At 43.4% G+C, this 17,111-nt stretch carries 17 protein-coding genes; 6 read left to right on the top strand and 11 right to left on the bottom strand.

Going from position 1 to position 17,111, the window contains the following annotated elements:
* Window positions 1–165: 165 nt before the first annotated feature.
* The 3 genes from ACYX4N_RS15065 to ACYX4N_RS15075 all read left to right on the top strand — a co-directional run bounded on the left by ACYX4N_RS15065 (window position 166) and on the right by ACYX4N_RS15075 (window position 1,591).
* Window positions 166–843, top strand: a complete 678-nt coding sequence (locus tag ACYX4N_RS15065; protein ID WP_476054594.1) for a DUF72 domain-containing protein — start codon at window positions 166–168, stop codon at window positions 841–843.
* Window positions 840–1,016 carry a hypothetical protein gene (locus tag ACYX4N_RS15070; protein ID WP_476054595.1) on the top strand — a complete coding sequence of 59 codons (177 nt, stop codon included), beginning with the start codon at window positions 840–842 and terminating at the stop codon, window positions 1,014–1,016. The genes ACYX4N_RS15065 and ACYX4N_RS15070 overlap by 4 nt, the downstream gene beginning before the upstream one ends.
* Before the next feature lie 98 nt (window positions 1,017–1,114).
* On the top strand, window positions 1,115–1,591 hold the full coding sequence (locus tag ACYX4N_RS15075) for a GAF domain-containing protein (RefSeq protein ID WP_474807888.1): 477 nt from the start codon (window positions 1,115–1,117) through the stop codon (window positions 1,589–1,591).
* 34 nt (window positions 1,592–1,625) lie between these two features.
* On the opposite strand, the gene ACYX4N_RS15080 is transcribed toward ACYX4N_RS15075, so the two are convergent.
* The 9 genes from ACYX4N_RS15080 to ACYX4N_RS15120 all read right to left on the bottom strand — a co-directional run bounded on the left by ACYX4N_RS15080 (window position 1,626) and on the right by ACYX4N_RS15120 (window position 11,786).
* Window positions 1,626–2,813, bottom strand: coding sequence for a flagellin N-terminal helical domain-containing protein (locus ACYX4N_RS15080; protein WP_476054596.1), 1,188 nt, complete (start codon window positions 2,811–2,813; stop codon window positions 1,626–1,628).
* A gap of 152 nt (window positions 2,814–2,965) precedes the next feature.
* Window positions 2,966–4,306: a sigma 54-interacting transcriptional regulator gene (locus tag ACYX4N_RS15085; protein WP_476054597.1), complete on the bottom strand. Its 1,341-nt coding sequence runs from the start codon at window positions 4,304–4,306 to the stop codon at window positions 2,966–2,968.
* On the bottom strand, window positions 4,303–4,887 hold the full coding sequence (locus ACYX4N_RS15090) for a hypothetical protein (protein ID WP_476054598.1): 585 nt from the start codon (window positions 4,885–4,887) through the stop codon (window positions 4,303–4,305). Before ACYX4N_RS15090 ends, ACYX4N_RS15085 begins: the two co-directional genes overlap by 4 nt.
* 1 nt (window position 4,888) lies before the next feature.
* Complete coding sequence (locus ACYX4N_RS15095) at window positions 4,889–6,286, bottom strand: sensor histidine kinase (protein WP_474854330.1); 1,398 nt, start codon at window positions 6,284–6,286, stop codon at window positions 4,889–4,891.
* A 62-nt stretch (window positions 6,287–6,348) separates the two neighbouring features.
* Window positions 6,349–6,630, bottom strand: a complete 282-nt coding sequence (locus tag ACYX4N_RS15100) for an EF-hand domain-containing protein (RefSeq protein WP_476054599.1) — start codon at window positions 6,628–6,630, stop codon at window positions 6,349–6,351.
* Window positions 6,631–6,930: 300 nt separating this feature from the next.
* Complete coding sequence (locus ACYX4N_RS15105; protein WP_476054600.1) at window positions 6,931–9,000, bottom strand: EAL domain-containing protein; 2,070 nt, start codon at window positions 8,998–9,000, stop codon at window positions 6,931–6,933.
* A 163-nt stretch (window positions 9,001–9,163) separates the two neighbouring features.
* On the bottom strand, window positions 9,164–9,607 hold the full coding sequence (locus tag ACYX4N_RS15110) for a tellurite resistance TerB family protein (protein WP_476054601.1): 444 nt from the start codon (window positions 9,605–9,607) through the stop codon (window positions 9,164–9,166).
* A gap of 176 nt (window positions 9,608–9,783) precedes the next feature.
* A complete protein-coding gene (locus ACYX4N_RS15115; RefSeq protein ID WP_476054602.1) occupies window positions 9,784–11,460 on the bottom strand; it encodes a SpoIIE family protein phosphatase in 1,677 nt (558 codons plus the stop codon).
* 20 nt (window positions 11,461–11,480) lie between these two features.
* Window positions 11,481–11,786 carry an STAS domain-containing protein gene (locus ACYX4N_RS15120; protein WP_179982820.1) on the bottom strand — a complete coding sequence of 102 codons (306 nt, stop codon included), beginning with the start codon at window positions 11,784–11,786 and terminating at the stop codon, window positions 11,481–11,483.
* 170 nt (window positions 11,787–11,956) lie between these two features.
* On the opposite strand from ACYX4N_RS15120, the gene yciH reads away from it, so the two are divergent.
* From yciH to pheA, 3 genes are all read left to right on the top strand, one after another.
* Window positions 11,957–12,289 carry a stress response translation initiation inhibitor YciH gene (gene yciH / locus ACYX4N_RS15125; protein WP_476054603.1) on the top strand — a complete coding sequence of 111 codons (333 nt, stop codon included), beginning with the start codon at window positions 11,957–11,959 and terminating at the stop codon, window positions 12,287–12,289.
* Between the two features lie 60 nt (window positions 12,290–12,349).
* Window positions 12,350–13,150, top strand: coding sequence for a response regulator (locus ACYX4N_RS15130; protein WP_118489812.1), 801 nt, complete (start codon window positions 12,350–12,352; stop codon window positions 13,148–13,150).
* Between the two features lie 307 nt (window positions 13,151–13,457).
* Window positions 13,458–14,639, top strand: coding sequence for a prephenate dehydratase (gene pheA, locus ACYX4N_RS15135; RefSeq protein ID WP_476054604.1), 1,182 nt, complete (start codon window positions 13,458–13,460; stop codon window positions 14,637–14,639).
* 48 nt (window positions 14,640–14,687) lie between these two features.
* Here the strand turns inward: pheA and tyrA are convergent, their stop codons facing one another.
* On the bottom strand, window positions 14,688–15,842 hold the full coding sequence (gene tyrA, locus ACYX4N_RS15140; protein ID WP_474854319.1) for a bifunctional chorismate mutase/prephenate dehydrogenase: 1,155 nt from the start codon (window positions 15,840–15,842) through the stop codon (window positions 14,688–14,690).
* Between the two features lie 75 nt (window positions 15,843–15,917).
* Window positions 15,918–17,006, bottom strand: a complete 1,089-nt coding sequence (locus ACYX4N_RS15145) for a 3-deoxy-7-phosphoheptulonate synthase (protein ID WP_474807907.1) — start codon at window positions 17,004–17,006, stop codon at window positions 15,918–15,920.
* Window positions 17,007–17,111: the final 105 nt, after the last annotated feature.

A 17,111-nucleotide genomic window follows, 5' to 3' on the forward strand; every position in this document is an offset into this window, starting at 1 on the left:
TGCCAAAAATCGCGTAAACTTGCTGGCCAATTAGCTGGCCCGCCCACAACATGCATAATGTAATGATTTAAAGGCCGCATAGTATAAACAAATGCTTGATAAAGCCCAATGACAAATATGCACAAATCAGCCATATCACAAGGAAATCTCTATATTGGATTACCAATGTGGCAACACAGCCATTGGCCAAGCACGTGGTTTGCTAATTATCCCAAGTCTGATAATGGATTGTCGCTGTATGCCAAGGAGTGTAATACGGTGGAGGGAAATACAACGTTTTACTCACTTCCTCACCAAGACGCTGTAGCGAGATGGTGCGATTCAGTACCCGACCACTTCAGGTTTACTTTCAAGTTTCACCAGAACATTACTCATGTACATCAATTGCAACATTGTGATGAAGAGGTTGCCCAACAGCTTTCATTGTTAAGCCCGCTTGAAGAAAAGCTAGGCGTCATGATGCTGCAACTGCCCGCTTCTTTCGGGCCAGAAAAGCTGCCCGTTCTGGACACCTTTTTAGCGAGGTTACCTCAAGAATTAAACATAGCGGTTGAAGTGCGCCACCTGGCATTTTTTGCAAAGGGGGATGATGAAAAGGCGCTTAACCAACTTTTGATCCGCCACGGTGTGAATAGAATCATTATGGACACCCGAGCTTTATTTAGCGGGCCTTTAAATGCAGGCGGGGCAGATAAGCAGGCTATGCTAGAAGAAGTCAGGCTGAAAAAGCCCCGTGTACCGGTAAACGTTATCGCTACAGGACATACCCCCATTGTGCGTTTTGTCGGTAACGATGTAGACGATGACAACCAACGCTGTTTGTTACCTTGGGTGAAAAAGTGAAGATTTGGCAAAGAGAAGGAAAGGACGTGTACTTTTTTTGTCACCGCCCTGACAACAAAGACGCACCATGGCTGGCACAACAGTTTATTGATTTGTACAACGCTGAAGAGATAGCCCACCGGTTAGACAACCTTTCAATTAGAAATCAACCAGCTCAAAACGCCTTGTTTTAGACAATAACTCCTTAATAGATAGTATTTTTCTGATTTAAAGGTAAACTACGGCGGTTATTAGTTTTTGTGTTAAACCACTTTTTATCGTGACCCCCTAAATGAATCATGAATACGAAAAAGCACGTCTGGCTGCTTTGGAATCGTTAGATATATTAGACACCTCCCCCAGCGAACAACTTGATGCGCTTACTAAAAAAGTCCAGGAAGAATTTAATGCAAAGACCTGCTTAGTAAGCCTGGTTGCTGAAGACCGCCAATGGTTTAAGTCGCGTCAGTGCATGGACGCTACAGAAACACCGCGTAACATCTCATTTTGCACCTATGCGATTGCAGAAGAGGAATATTTAATAGTACCTGATGCAAAAGCTGACAAAGTTTTCGCTAATAACCCGTTGGTAACAGGCAAGCCATATATTCGTGCGTATGCGGGGGCAATCTTACGTAATAAAGAGGGCTATGAACTAGGTACCTTATGCCTCCTGTTTGATGAACCAAGAGACTTTACAGAAACTGAAATAGCGAGCTTAAAAAACTATGCTCGCACAGTGGAAATAATTATTTTTTCAGAACATTAAGCTCGTCATCCCACCCAATACTTCGAGTGTAGGTTTAATTTAACAGGAACAGAACATTCTGTGGCATTTGATTAGCCATAGCTAAGACACTGACATTGGCCTTTTGGAGAATAGAAAAACGCGTTTCTTCGGCGGTAACGCTAGCAAAATCCGACTGAGTTATTTGGGCATTGGCACGCTGTAAATTTACGCTTGTGCTCGACATACTTTTGAGCGCTGAAGAAAAGCGGTTTGACGTTGCCCCCATATCTGTACGCAAATTACCTATAATTTCTATGGCGTTATCAACAATGTCTAATGCACTTCCATTTTGCTGCGCACTTTGCGCATCGTACTGACCGACTTTGCTGTTCAAACTCGACGATATTTGAAACTCGCCTGTCGGGGTAGCCACACGGATATCTGCATTAGTTTGATTAAGGATTACATCCCCTGTTACCAAATTAGTACTTGTTGCATTGAGCCCTAAAATTTCGTTGGCCGTAGTGCTAATTAGCGCCGCATTAACGCCTTGGTTTTCCACTAACTGTACAGCCCGTTCTACAAACGTTAACCCGCTATCGGTTGAAACACTCAATCTTTTTTCTCCGGGGATATCCTGCGCTTGAAGTATCACTTCGCCCGCATTCAATGCGCTCGCTCCAGATACACTCTGCCCGGACAAGCTTTGAGGTTGTTGACCAGACGCTGTTACTGAAAACCCCGTCAAACCCAGTCCGGTAAGGCCAACCCCATCGCCACCATGCGTTAAGTCGACACGAATACTGCTGCTGCCGTTCGCGCTTACTGCAAAATCGCGAATAAAGTTACCGTCAAAAAGTTTCTCGCCTGCAAAAGTAGTAGAATCTGCAATACGTGCTATTTCGTTGAGGTGCGCCTGAACTTCTTGATTTATAGAAGCTAGGTCGCTTTTACTGTAGATGCCGTTTTGTGAAGCTATTGACAGCGTGCGAATGTCATTCAAATGACGAGTGACTTCACCTAAGCTACCATCAACGACTTGTAACAGCGCTTGCCCGCTATTAGCGTTTTCGACGGCTTGATTGAGTCCGAATGTTTGACTGCTAAGACGCTCAGAAATTTGGAGGCCCGCCGCATCATCACTCGCTTTGTTGATACGAAGCCCTGAACTGAGCTGTTCGAAGGAACGACTCAGGCCTTTGTTTACACCGAACAGGGTGTTTGTAGCCTGTTGTGTGGCTACATTGGTATGCAAAAACATAGTGTATCACCATATACATAACACCTAATATAAAGATAGTAGAATGTAAGTGGCTTACACCGTTTCCGTTCGAAAAATAAACTAAAGAATAGTGCAGAAATAAAAACAGGGGCTTTTAGCCCCTGTTAGTTCAGTCACAATTTAAAACTGACTTATCTAAAATCTGCGGCATCTAAATCATGCTTTTTCATAAGTTTGTGCATGTCCGTGCGGTTTCTACCTGCAAGCTCAGCAGCGCGCGTTACATTACCGTCGGTCATCTTAAGTAGTTTGTGCAAGTATTGCTGTTCAAAGGCATCGCGCGCTTCTGTAAGCGTAGGCCAGCTTTGCTTGGTTGCTGAAAGAGCCTGCTCTACTAAATGTAGAGGGATGACAGGTGTTTGCGTTAAAGCTACGCACTGCTCAACCACGTTTACAAGTTGACGTACGTTACCCGGCCAAGATGAAGTCACTAACTGCTGCATTGCATCGTCAGAGAACTGACTTACATTAACACCATGACGCTGTGCGCTTTGCTGCAGCAGCGAGCGAGCCAGAAGTGGAATATCTTCACTACGCGATTTCAGAGATGGAAGCTTAAGATTGACGACATTCAACCGGTAATACAAGTCTTCGCGGAAGGTGCCCTCTTCCATTTCTTTATGCAAATCTTTGTGCGTGGCAGAAATAATACGTACATCAATATCTACATGTTTGCTGCTACCAACTGGACGAATTTGGCGCTCTTGTAATGCACGCAGTAGTTTTACCTGCAGCGTCATTGGCATATCGCCAATTTCGTCTAGAAATAGCGTACCACCGTCGGCTTCCCTAAATAAGCCAGGGTGAGCTGCTACAGCACCGGTAAACGCGCCTTTAGCATGACCGAACAATTCAGATTCGAGTAAGTTTTCAGGTAGCGCGCCACAGTTAATGGCTACAAATGGTTTATCGCTGCGATTACTGGCTTTATGAATAGCATTCGCCAACAGTTCTTTACCTGTACCGCTGGCGCCACTGATAAGCACAGACACTTCACGCTGAGCAATGCGAAACGCTTGGTCAAGGACATTAAGCATTTCTGGTGAACGGGTGATTATGTCTTTTGCCCAATCCCCCGGCTGCGCAGCTTGAGATTGACTCAATGCTTTTTGTAATAATGCGCGCAATTCATCGTGATCAACAGGTTTCGGTAAGAAACCAAAGACACCGCGCTGAGTGGCAGCAACCGCATCTGCAATAGTGCCATGCGCCGTCATCAAGATAACAGGAATGTCTTTTCTAATTCCCATTATCTCTTCAAATAGGCTCAAACCGTCTAAGCCCGGCATGCGTAGGTCGCTTAATACAACATCATAGTTATCGTTCTGAAGTTTTCTCAACGCCGATTGACCGTCTTCCACTGCGGTCACTGTGTATCCCTCGCCTTCAAGGCGAATGGTCAACAAGCGCAATAAGCTTTTATCATCATCAACCAACAATAAGTTAGGGTTACTACTCGCCTTTTCGCTCACTGTTGTGTACTCCTGTTTTTGTCCATCAGTGTTGCTTCTATTTGCAACAGTTCTTCTAATTTTTTACGCAGGTTAACGGCTTCTTGTTCTAGCGCCTTAACCTTCTCTCCACGAGATGTATTTTCTTGTTCCAACACCACCATTGCAGACTCAAGCTGCATTATCTGATTGTTTTGCGAAGCAGCAATAACATTAACTACTTCTTGGGCTTCTGCCGTGAATGTGCCCGCGATATCATTTAGTGCTAGTTGTGCGCGCAACCTGTCTTGATAAGGGGTATCAGTGGGTAGCGTTAAAATATAAGCATGGATGGTGTCAAACGCTGAATCCCCTAATGCTTTTAAAGCCTGTTTGCGCTCTAACCAAGGTTGATTAGCTGCTGCAATCCACGTATTGAGCCAATAGGCTGCATCACAATTGTGTTCGAAAACTGGGGGCGGCTCGTTAAACAAACAGATACCACGTTCTATTTTTGTTACAGGTGTCACTTTTTCTGGCTCACCTGTGTTGCTGCTGTTTCTAGTTAAACTCTGACATCCTGTCAGTACCAGTAAGGCAACAATTAAACCACTTATTCTCATTTTATTTTTCCTGTTGCGGAATGGTCACTCTAAAGCAAACATCGGCATAGTCTACATCTACCACTTTTACATCACCATGCATTAGTCGAGCGCAATCGGCAACAATTGATAATCCTAACCCCGTTCCGATAACATTGTCGTTTCTCGGCTCGGTCCCGCGGATAAAAGGTTCAAACAGCGTGTGTACTGATTCCGGCGCTATGCGTTTTCCTCTGTTGGCGACATCCAGTACAAGGTTATCATTTTTGTTATAAAGGCTAATATTTATCGGTCGTCCAACTGCTCCGTGTGCTACAGCATTGGACACTAGATTATCAAGTATTCTTCTGAATAATTCCTCGTCTACATGTATTGAAGGTGAGGAAATATTTACATCTACCTCTCTATCTTGAATGGCAAGGGCGTAATCCTCTAAACAGGCATCAACTAATTTATTTGCATTACTTTCTACAATTTTAGGCTGTGCTTGTTGTAGTAGCAGATTGTAGTCGAGTAGTTTCTCAACCAAAGTATTGAGACGCTGGGTACTTGCAGTAAGTAATGACAAAACTTCTCGTTGAGCGTTATTCAATTCGCCTACCACGTTCTCTGACAACAAACTGCAGCCTTCTTTAATGCTTGCTAGGGGGGTTTTTAGTTCGTGTGCGGCATGTCTTAAAAGTGCGGTTCTGATGTGCTCCAGCTGCTGCAAACGCTCATAAAGCCAATGCAAATCTTTTTCTACATCAATAAGTTCCCTAGGTGCCTGCTTAGACAATGGCGGAAGCTGACCATCGCTATGTGCCATGATCCGAATAATTTTTTTGAGGTTATTAACGGGGTTTACAATCAGTTGGCTTCCCATCAATATGAGGAGTAGCGACACACTAACCAGCATTGCGGTAGACCATGCCTGTTTCGCCTGCATGGCGTTTAAGTCGTCTTGTTGTACTTTAACCCGTTCTGTAATGGCCGCTTCTACATCGTCGCGCAGCTGGTCGACACTATCTCCTACTGATGCTAAATACGCATTGAGCAGCAGCTGATCTTCAATGGCACGGTATTCAGCGAGTTGATTAAGCTGCTCAGATAAACGGGAACAGGTTGCTGGCACGGAAAGCGCCTGACACAAGTTATCGGCCGCCACAGCAAACTGGTCTATGGCATTATCAGAGAGCTGCGCCACCCTGTCGTTACGTAAAACGGCAAACTGTCTGATGCTGCGCTCAACATCGACCACTGCATTGTCCAGACGTTGCATATCACTTACGACATCCACTACAAAGCGTGTTTCAAGGGTAGTCATTTGACCTACCTTGGCTAAGTCGCTTTGGCTTTGCCAAAGAAGCGCAATAAGGGGAATAAGGGCCAGTACAAAACTTCCTAACGTTAACTGCCTTAGTGAACCAAGTTGTACCAAGCGCTCACCAAACGATACCTTGTTTATCAGAACCCTACCCTCATTGATGTTGATATTCTTATCTACTCACTCGCGGTGAGCTTTTTGTTACCTGGCGTAAGCTTGCTCTTTGCCAACTCGGCTTCAGAAAGCTTACCGTCTTCATTGTCGTCAATCAGCCCAAAGTTTCGCAGTAGTTCTGTGTGTCTTACTGCTTCCTTAAGTGAAATAAGACCATCTTTGTCTATATCTAATTTCTGCATAAGCGTGCGCGCTGGTGTAGCATGCGCATCGGCTACTGAAATAGCCTGTACAGCTGCAACGGCACAAAGTGCTAAGAAAACTTTTTCGAGACGTTTCATCATGAATCCTCCGCTAAACGCTTTTCAAAATCCTTCTCAATTCACCAATGTCTATCCTATGGATTCTTCCACCAAAGAATAGTTAAGGCATATGGATATTACCATTAGTCTTCGATTAACCACATCATTAGTACATCGAAACTTGCTATGCGATTTTCAGGCCACAATAAAAAACCATTTCAAATCACACCTTTAAGAGAAAGTCGAACTTTTAATGTGGGTAACTCATGGACAGGTGTTGCAATAAAGAAACACTGGTAGTAAGTGCATGTCGGCAACAATACCGACATACATATTTTAGCATCAGCTAAACTGTTCAGCTTTAAAATGGCAAGGAGAAGTAACAAGGTCATTGATGGGAATAGGTTTGCTGAACATGAACCCCTGAACATTGTCACAACCGTGTTCTATCAGATAGCGCCATTGATCAAGGTTTTCTATCCCCTCAGCGCAAACAGAAAGTGATAGGCGTTTTGCCAAATCGATTATAGCGCCTGTTACTAGTCGGCTGCGTTCTGAAGATTGAAGCTCCAACACAAACTGCCTGTCTACTTTGAGGGTATCTATATTAATTTGAGTGAGATAACTCAAAGATGAATAACCGGTACCAAAGTCATCAAGCGCAATCGCACACCCCATATTACTAATGCGCCTGAAAAACTTATTGGAAAGGGAGAAGTTTTCAAGATAAGCACTTTCGGTAACTTCAAATTCGATATTCTCGGGGTTTACGTCATAGAGCGCAAAAGTATTGTAGATATAATCGAACAGTTGATTGCTTCTCAAATCATGACCGGATAGATTAATAGAAGCCCTAAAAGCTCCCTTTGCCCAGCGCATGAGGTCAGGCATATCCATGCAAACACGACTGATAACCCATTGCGTAATGGCAGTGATCTTCCCGCCTTGCTCTGCGATAGGAATAAACTCGTTTGGCATGACAAGGCCAAACTCAGGATGCTTCCAACGAATCAATGCTTCAACGCCAATTACGTTACCGTTGTTGTTTACTTTTACTTGGTAATAAACAACAAACTCATCGTTGGTTATACCTTGTTCAATACCATTGGCTAGATGCAGTTTACGCTTGTGAGATTCCACCATATCCGGCGTAAATAATGTGTAACTTCCCCTTCCCTTTGCTTTTGAACGATACATGGCTAAGTCAGCGTTACTCATAAGTTCACTTAAATCATATCCTGCATCAGACGCAGTAGCCACGCCAACACTCAACCCCACGGTAAGCGAGAGTCCCCTGAGTTCAAAGGGCTCGTTGAACGCTGTAATTAGTCGCGTAGCTAAACTCTTTGCTTGTTCTGCAGTCGCATCTCTATCTGGGAGGACTAAAAACTCGTCGCCGCCTAAACGAGCAAATAAGTCACCGTCTCTAAGTAAACACTGCACGCGATCTGCAACTTCTATTAAAATAAGGTCGCCGGTTTCGTGCCCTAACGAATCATTTATCCCTTTGAAGCCGTCGAGATCGAAAAATAGCAACAATAGATCTTCGTCATTTCTTTTTGCTCGGGCTAATTCCAGTCTCAAATTATCAAGAACAAACTGCCTGTTAGGTAACCCTGTCAAACTATCGAAATTTGCAAGGCGAGACATCGTCTCTTGCTGGTCGACCAAGGTTTGTTTTTGTTCAAAGTTCACCAGTAACTCAACTTCGATAGCATCTAATAAGCTATTAATATTAGTGGCAACCTTGCCTATCTCATTAGATGAGTTTATTGAGCTTCGTAGCGCGTAATCTTTGGTTTCAAACACGTCTTGTGTAAACCGGCCTAACGAGGCCAAAGGTGAAATTAGTCGGGATACTATGAAAATACATACGCCAGTACACAATAGCCAAAGTGCTATAAAAACTGGTATTTGTTCTAAAAACTGCCGAGCACTATTTGTTGTTTGAACCTTGGTGGTGTCAGCGTAAATAACAATGTGCCCCATGGGATAAAGGCTACTACCAACAATTTGATGGGCAACAATGACACCTTCGTATTGGTTTATACCATAAGGAACACTTTGAGGTGTTTTGGGCACCGCAGGGTCGCTTATTCCAAGCACTCTTTCGGGTTGAATTGCAGAAATAACATTATAGTTATTGTCGTAAACGGCTGCCGATAAAACATTTTCATGTTCTTTTGCGGGTTGAAACAGCGAAGAGAGTAGAGCGTTGTTACCAGGATTTCTTTCCATCATCACTGATAGTTGTAGCGCAAGAGTATTACTTAAAGCGGCGGTGTTGTTTTTAACAACCTCAATTACAGTTTCGCTATTATCTGATTTATTAACCATAGCGATTGAGATGGACAAAACTGCCGAGGATAAGGCAACAGCAAACCCAATGGAGACTTTCAATGTTTTCAACACAAGTGTGTCCTTGCTTACTACTTTGATTAAAGCGGTACATGCAAGGATAACAATCCCCTTAACACAGCCACTTTTTTATTATTCTAGCTGCAATAGTATGTCACGGACTCAAGAATTAAAAATGGATTTTTAAAGGTATTGATTTCAATGCACTAGACATTAATTATTTTGTACCTTCAACGACTTCGAGCTTTGTTTTGATGAACTGGCTGTGAGGGACATACAATAAATCGGCGATTTGTCGTATTGTACTTTCTTCCAGCGGCGCTAGGGAATTATCGGCGTACGCGATAACCCAAAGGCTTTTAATTACACTAACTTTCTCCTCCGCGGAATAATGATTATTAAGAACCTGAGTAAAGTGAACAAGGTCCACTGCATCATCCGCTGTTTGGTGCCCTCGCTGCAGCAAAAGCTCCATTGCCTCATCATCGACATTTACCAGACGTTTAAGCTGTTTTTCATATGCTTCCTTTTCCGTATCGGTCACCTGATTATCTGCATTGACCAATTCGCTAAGTAAGGCAGCGGTGGCAAGTTCGATGGTATAGGCAGGTTCCGCTTTTTTGTGTGACTCTTCAAAGAGTTTAAGAAATGATTTCAGCATAAGCCCTCAGGTTTATAGTTATGGCAACACAGTTTTTACTAAATGAAACTGAGTATTTAGCTAATTCATACTAAGTGAAAGGAGATTTCGATTAGTTGCTGTATTCTTTAGATAACTCTAGGGGGAGGCTATATAAACCACGCTAACAATACTAAAAGCGTATAACTAGCCATAGGCTAATTTCGGGTACTTAGCAGACAGAGAACTTTGCTTCCGTTATTTTCAAACCATACTCTTTCGCAAAGGGCATTGATAAGGGGAATGCCTCGACCGTAACACTCGTCATTAGATGAACGTGTTCCTGCTAAATGATTTTTATCTTCCCATTGGAACCCTTGCCCACTGTCCTCAACCGAGATCAGCACTTCACCTTTCATGGGTAAGGACTCTACTCTGATGATAATGTGCCCATGTTCCAACACTTTTAATGACGCTTCGCGTTTTTCGTAATACTGTTGAAAGCCCCCGCTATCACGCTTCAGTTTTGAATTTAAGTTTAGGATACCGTGCTCAAGTGCATTATTGAATAATTCGGATAAAACCGTGTACACAATGGATCGAATACCTTGAATCCCCTCACATTGTCCGGTTAATTGCAGTACACGAGGCAGAACATCGGGTTCCTTAAGATGTTTTGCCTCAAGAACAACTTCATGTACTGAGGGAAAACTACTTTCGACTTGGCTTTGTACTGGCATCTTTATTGGTTTTGAAGTAAATACAACCAAGGTCACATCATCATGAAATGTAGATGTCGTAAAGTGTGCTTTGGCTCGGTCAAATAAAGACTTTGCCTTGATAGCGCCGTTCTCCGTCATTTGTTCTTTTATTATCTCGACTAACCCTTCTTCTAACAACATATCACCATTGCCGTTGGCAATTTCTATAAGCCCGTCGCTGCATACAACTAATTGCTCGTTATGCCCCAAGTTGATCGTGTCAGTATCCGTATTTAGTTCATGTTCTTCCAAAATACCCAAGGCCATATGGCGAGAAGAAAACTTACGCAACGCCATATTTGTTTTAGCGGGAATAATCACTGCAGGCATCCCGCCCTGCCATAAGTTTATACGATTCCCTTGAGCATTAATTTCACCAATCACTGCCGCCATAAACATGTCACTGGGTAAAAACCTGATGAGTATTTGATTTAGTTCACTCACTATTTCAGAAACAGATACGCCTTGCTGACTGAACTCTTGAAACGCACGTGTTACAGGCAGTGCGCCAATGGCCGAGGCAAGACCATGACCGGTAAAGTCTCCCACGATGAAATAAATACCACCGCTTGGGCTTGCCTCACACAGAAACAAGTCTCCGTTAAAGGTTTCAGCAGGTTTGAGGAAACAGTCGAAGTGAGCCTGCACTTCCGGGCGATTAACAATAGCATGACTGAATATGTGTTCTACGATGGAGTGTTCGCGCGCCACCCGTTGGTTGAAAAGTCGTAGCGTTTTGTTTTGTTCTTCAACGTATTCACTGAGCGCGCGTATTTTTAAATGCGCTCGAATTTTTGCTATTAAAATATGACGGTCGAAAGGTTTAGTTGCAAAATCATTGCCTCCTACTTCCAAACAGCGTACTAAACTGTCTTTATCTTCTAAAGCCGTGATAAAAAGAATGGGAAGATAAGGGCCTTTTGCGAGTTGTCGAATTTTAGGCGCAACATCGAAGCCTGACAGACCAGGCATAACCACATCAAGCAGCACGAGATCTGGCTGCTCCTCAATAAACTTTTCAATCGCCTCTACGCCATTAACGGCTTCTACGCATTTTTTATAGCCTGCGTTGTAAAGCATGTTAGTCAATAAAGTACGGTTGATTGCCTCATCATCAACAATAAGGATTTTCAAAAGAGGGTCCTTTCTACAGGCTATTTAATGTCGAACTTCTTATCGAACCGAGATATTTTGAGGATCTTAGCCACTTGGGGTCTGGCATTTTCAATACTGTACGTAAGCGTTCTTTCGGCTAGCGTTTTTTGCATATTCAACAACATGCCTAAGGCTGAGCTATCCATATACTCTGTACGAGACAGGTCAACAGTGATATGACTCACATCATTGTTAAGCTCACTGTAGGCGTTTCTAAAGTCTTCTACTTTGCTGAAGTCGAACTTTGTACCCACATCTATAACTAATACTTTCCCTTGATTCTGATAGCTTGACGTTATTTCCATATGCTTTCCTTAAAATGTCAGCAGAAATGCTTCAATACATGCTTTTATCTTTGCTATCCTTATTCTAGTTGAACTTTTATACATCGCCATCGAAGGCTAATTAAACTTTCGTATGATTACACTTTGTTTAGTGTATTAAAGATGGTTTTACAGGATTTATTGAGGTATTTATGCAAGATTGGCAAGACGCTCTTTTGGTTTACAGCACACAGAGCGGCAAAATAAAGCCTGAGCAAAAAGCTGAGCAACGGTCAGTGTCTACTGACGGCGTAGTTCGTATTCATCGAGAAACAAAAGGTCGCAAAGGGAAAGGCGTGTCATTAATTAAAGGGCTGGATCTTCCTTCTGAAGAATTAAAGAAATTAGGCTCAGAATTAAAAAAGAAATGCGGTTGCGGTGGAGCAGTGAAAGAAGGAGTCATTGAGGTTCAAACCGATGACAGAGAAAAACTGCGATCGCTACTTACCGATAAAGGGTACAAAGTTAAGCTTGCTGGTGGTTAGCGATAAAAACTACCGGTTCGCTCTCACTTTTTCATAAACATATAACAAAAAGAGTCTGAAATGGAAAAGCTGTCAATTTCTGATTTACATATTATTTTGGTTGAGCCTTCTGATACACAACGAAAAATTATTACTACGTTGCTGTTAAAGGAAAACGTTAAGGAAATTGACCCAGTCAGTACCCTTTCCGAAGCCCGTTCTGCGGTTAAAGCTCATGGCGCCGATTTAATTGTAAGTGCGATGTACTATGAAGATGGAACCGCACTAGAACTTCTTAAATTCATCAAAGAAGATGATGAATTTAAGAGTATTCCATTTATGCTGGTATCTAGTGAAAACCGATTGAGCAAGTTAGAAGAGTTTAAACAAGCAGGTGTTGCCGCTATCCTTCCCAAACCGTTTGAGCCACTTCACTTGTCTCGTGCGCTAAATGCTAGCCTTGACCTTATAAACCACGATGAATTAGAGCTCGATTTATTCGACGTACACGATGTTCGAGTGCTGCTAGTTGATGACAGCAAGCTTGCAAGGAATCACATTAGACGCGTGCTTGAAGGAATGGGGCTACAGCGAATTCAAGAGGCAGAAAATGGTGCCGCAGCACTTACTTTGATAAAAGACCAAGCTTTCGATCTCGTTGTGACTGACTACAACATGCCAGAAATGGATGGTCGAGAGTTGTCTGAGTTCATTCGTTTTAACCCAGAAACTACCCACATTCCTATTATTATGGTGACGTCTGAATCGGCAGATAGCGCACACATGGCAAACATCCAGCAAACTGGAGTCAATGCGTTATGCGACAAGCCGTTTGAGCCAAATGAAGTGCGCCAAATGCTCTCTGCACTTCTAGGTAACTAGCTTTCACTGAAGCTTATAAAAGCTATGGCCGCATGTCACAAAAGGTTAGCGATTTGCGGCAAACTTATTTTTAGCCCTTTTTCAAGTCCCTCATATCAAAAACAACTATACATTTCGTAAAAATGAGTTGACACAAATAGGGCTTCAACATACATTCATGGTTATGAAACAGAATATAAAGCACGTAGCATTTTTCTTTTTTGCGTTTACATCCTTTAATTAGGGAGGCGCAGCTACATGCATGAAAACCTCCCTTTAGGGAGGTTTTTTTTTAGCAACATTTTTACACGACTCACACGGGAACCCTATGTCAGACAATGCACTAGATACTGTTAGAGAGCGCATTACCGCTTTAGACAGTGAATTACTTACACTACTCTCGGAACGCAGAAAATTAACCAACGAAGTTGCTGAGACGAAAATAAAGCATCATATCCCTGTGAGAGATCAAAAGCGTGAAGAACAGCTATTAGTTCGCCTAATAAAAGAAGGGCAAGATATCGGCTTAGACCCTCATTATGTAACACAGATTTTTCATGTCATTATCGAAGACTCTGTTTTAAATCAACAAGCTATGCTTGCAGAGCGCGCTAACCCTGGCAGCACCCTGCCATTGAACCGCGTGGCGTTTTTAGGCGATAAGGGCTCTTATTCATACTTAGCTACGCAGAAGTATTTCTCGCGTAGACCTGGCGAATTGCTTGAAATTGGCTGTCAAAGCTTCGCTGAAATTGTTCACAAAGTTGAAAGCACAGAAGCCGATTACGCAGTTTTGCCTATAGAAAATACAACATCAGGCAGTATCAATGAAGTGTACGACCAGCTGCAGCATACTCAGCTAAGTATTATTGGCGAGCTTACTCATCCAATTCGCCATACCCTGTTGGTGGGAACTAACACCAGTATAGATAAGATTAAAACGCTTTATGCGCATCCTCAGGTATTCACTCAATGCAGCCACTTCTTAGCAGAACTCGGCAACGTTGAAGTAAAAACTATGGACAGCACAAGCTCGGCTATGTTGACAGTTAGCGAACTTCAGCGCGACGACGTAGCGGCTATTGGAAGTGAAGCAGGCGGAAATCTTTACGGCCTTATGGCAATTAAAAGTAATTTGGCCAACCAAAAAGAAAACCACAGTCGCTTTATCGTTGTGGCACGTAATCCGGTTGTGGTGCCTTTACAGGTACCGGCTAAAACTACGCTTGTTATGTCTACCGTTCAAAAGCCGGGAGCGCTGGTTGAAGCACTGCTCGTGCTTCGAGAAAACAGCATAAATATGACTAAGCTCGAGTCTCGCCCAATGCCTGGTAACCCGTGGGAAGAAATGTTTTACATTGATGTGGAAGGCAACGTAGAAGACGGCCCCGTACAAAATGCCCTGGATGCATTGCGAGGTATTACGCGCTACATCAAAGTGCTGGGATGTTACCCAAGTGAGGAAATTAGCCCAACTAAAGTGGCAGCGGCAAGCGTATTGACAAACTAATGCAAAAAAGGCGAGCTCATTGCTCGCCTTCTCATTCATTCTTTTAGTTTACTTATCTCTTAGAAGTTGACCATCATCAGCCTTCAATAACATTTGTTTGCTATCTACTAAGCACTTCTTCGCATAATCTCCAAACCATGCTCCAACTTTCATAAACTGCTCGACAAACCCTTTTTTGTCTCCGTTTTCAAGTAACGATAAGGCGATACCAAAGCGCTCGTAAAAACGACGTAGCAGTGCAAAGTTGTCAGGGTTGTTAAAGATGATATCAGCATAGAGCTGCGGGGACTGGGCAAACAGTCTTCCAACCATTGCTAGCTCTAACCGATAAATAGGTGAGCTAAACATGGTCAGGGATTCAAGGTTAGGATCTTCACCTTTCAAATGTTGCCCGTATACAAAGGTGTTGAAGTGGCGCATGACCTGAATATACGCCATAGCTTGATCGTGCTCTTGTGCGCTCGAGTCGTGAACTGTGGCACCCCAAATTCGCATTTGTTCAATCAGCCAACTGTACTTGTCGCTGTCACGACCATCACACACTACGACTACCTGCTTAATCATGCCTGGCGCATCTGGGCCAAACATAGGGTGTAACCCAACGACAGGGCCACTGTGTACGGCAAGCATCGCCTCTAAAGGCTTAGCTTTAATACTGGTTATATCTGCGAGCACACAATCTTTTGGTAGCATAGTTAGCTTGCTGATCACGGCTTCTGTTAAGTTTATAGGTACAGCTACGACGACCAATGAAGCATAACTTAACAAAGATGCTGCCCTACCACTTTCCCAGTCGTCTTTTTCCACAACTGAAACATTGTAGTTACTTCGTTCGAACAAGCTCACAAACACACGACCAAGCGCCCCTGCTCCACCTATGACAACAACGTTGTCGACATCAGGTTTCACACAGCGGTATTTGTTGTTCTGCGTATGGTAAGACTCTCGCATTACGCGGCGTAAAAGGTCTTCAGTAAGTTCGGGAGAAACCCCTAGCGCTTCAGCCTGAGCGCGGCGAGACGCGATCAAAGCTTTCTCGCGCTCTGGCACGTAAACAGGCATGCCTGCTTCAGCCTTGATCTGGCCTACTTGGGTTGTGATTTGATTGCGTTTAGCAAGTAATTCGACAAGCTGGGAATCCAGCTCGTCGATACCTTCACGCAGCGTATCTAACTGTTTTAAGTGCTGCGATAAATCGGCCATTCTGTCTTATCCTTGGAGCAAATGGCACGGGGCTTGTGGGCAATAATTATATTGCCCATTAGGCGTCACTTCTTATTAGGCCACCGTGCGCTTATTTTGGCGTAAGGGTAACACAGTTATTAATTTATCTCTGGTTTGAGAGATTAAGTTTTCTGTTGTTTCCCAATCGATACAACCGTCTGTAATTGAAACTCCGTAGTCTAGTTCTTCGGGTTTCTTACCTTCCGCTTTTTGGTTACCGGGCTTCAAATGACTTTCCAGCATAACGCCAATGATAGACTGATTACCTTCTAGAATTTGATTTACCACGTTCTGCGCAACTAACGGCTGGCGGCGGTAATCTTTAGAAGAATTTGCATGGCTGCAATCAACCACTAACCCCGCAGTCAATCCAGCATCCTGAAGCTCGATTTCGCATTCTGATACACATACCGAATCGTAATTCGGCTGCTTACCGCCGCGCAAAATGATATGCCCGTCAGGGTTACCACTGGTGCCGATAATGCTTACCTGCCCTTGCTTGTTAATTCCCATAAAACGGTGACCTGACGCCGCTGATTTCAGCGCGTTAATTGCAATATCAAGGCTACCATCTGTACCATTTTTAAAGCCCACTGGCATAGACAGACCACTGGCCATTTCGCGGTGAGTTTGTGATTCAGAAGTACGCGCACCAATAGCAGACCAACTAAATAGCTCAGCAAGGTATTGAGGGCTTATTGGATCTAGTGCTTCTGTAGCAACAGGCAATTCCAGCTCAGCTAACCAAATTAGAAGCTCTCTCGCTTTGCGAAGACCGGTTTCAATATCAAACGTACCATCAATATGAGGGTCATTAATTAAACCTTTCCAACCCGTTGTAGTGCGCGGCTTTTCAAAGTACACACGCATAACGATAAACAGCGTGTCTTTGCATGACTCATGAAGCTCTTTAAGCTTAAGTGCATACTCTTTGGCTGCTTCGATGTCGTGTATGGAGCATGGACCACACACTACGAGTAATCGGTGGTCGCGGCGATGAATAATATCTGAAACAATCTTTCTAGACTCAGAAATGGCCGCTAACGCTTTGTCTGATACAGGCAATTCAGCACTAAGCGCTTCTGGGGTAATAAGTACGTCTTCTGTACTTACGTGAACATTATTTACGGTGTCCTTGATCATGGGAGTTCTCTTACTCTCTTAACTACAAATAAAAACGGAAAATTAAACGCCAAAAGAGTGTGCAATCTGCATGTAAACTTTATTGTACAACCAGCTTTTTCTATA

The sequence above is a fragment of the Alteromonas sp. ABH4_452 genome, from assembly GCF_056311825.1.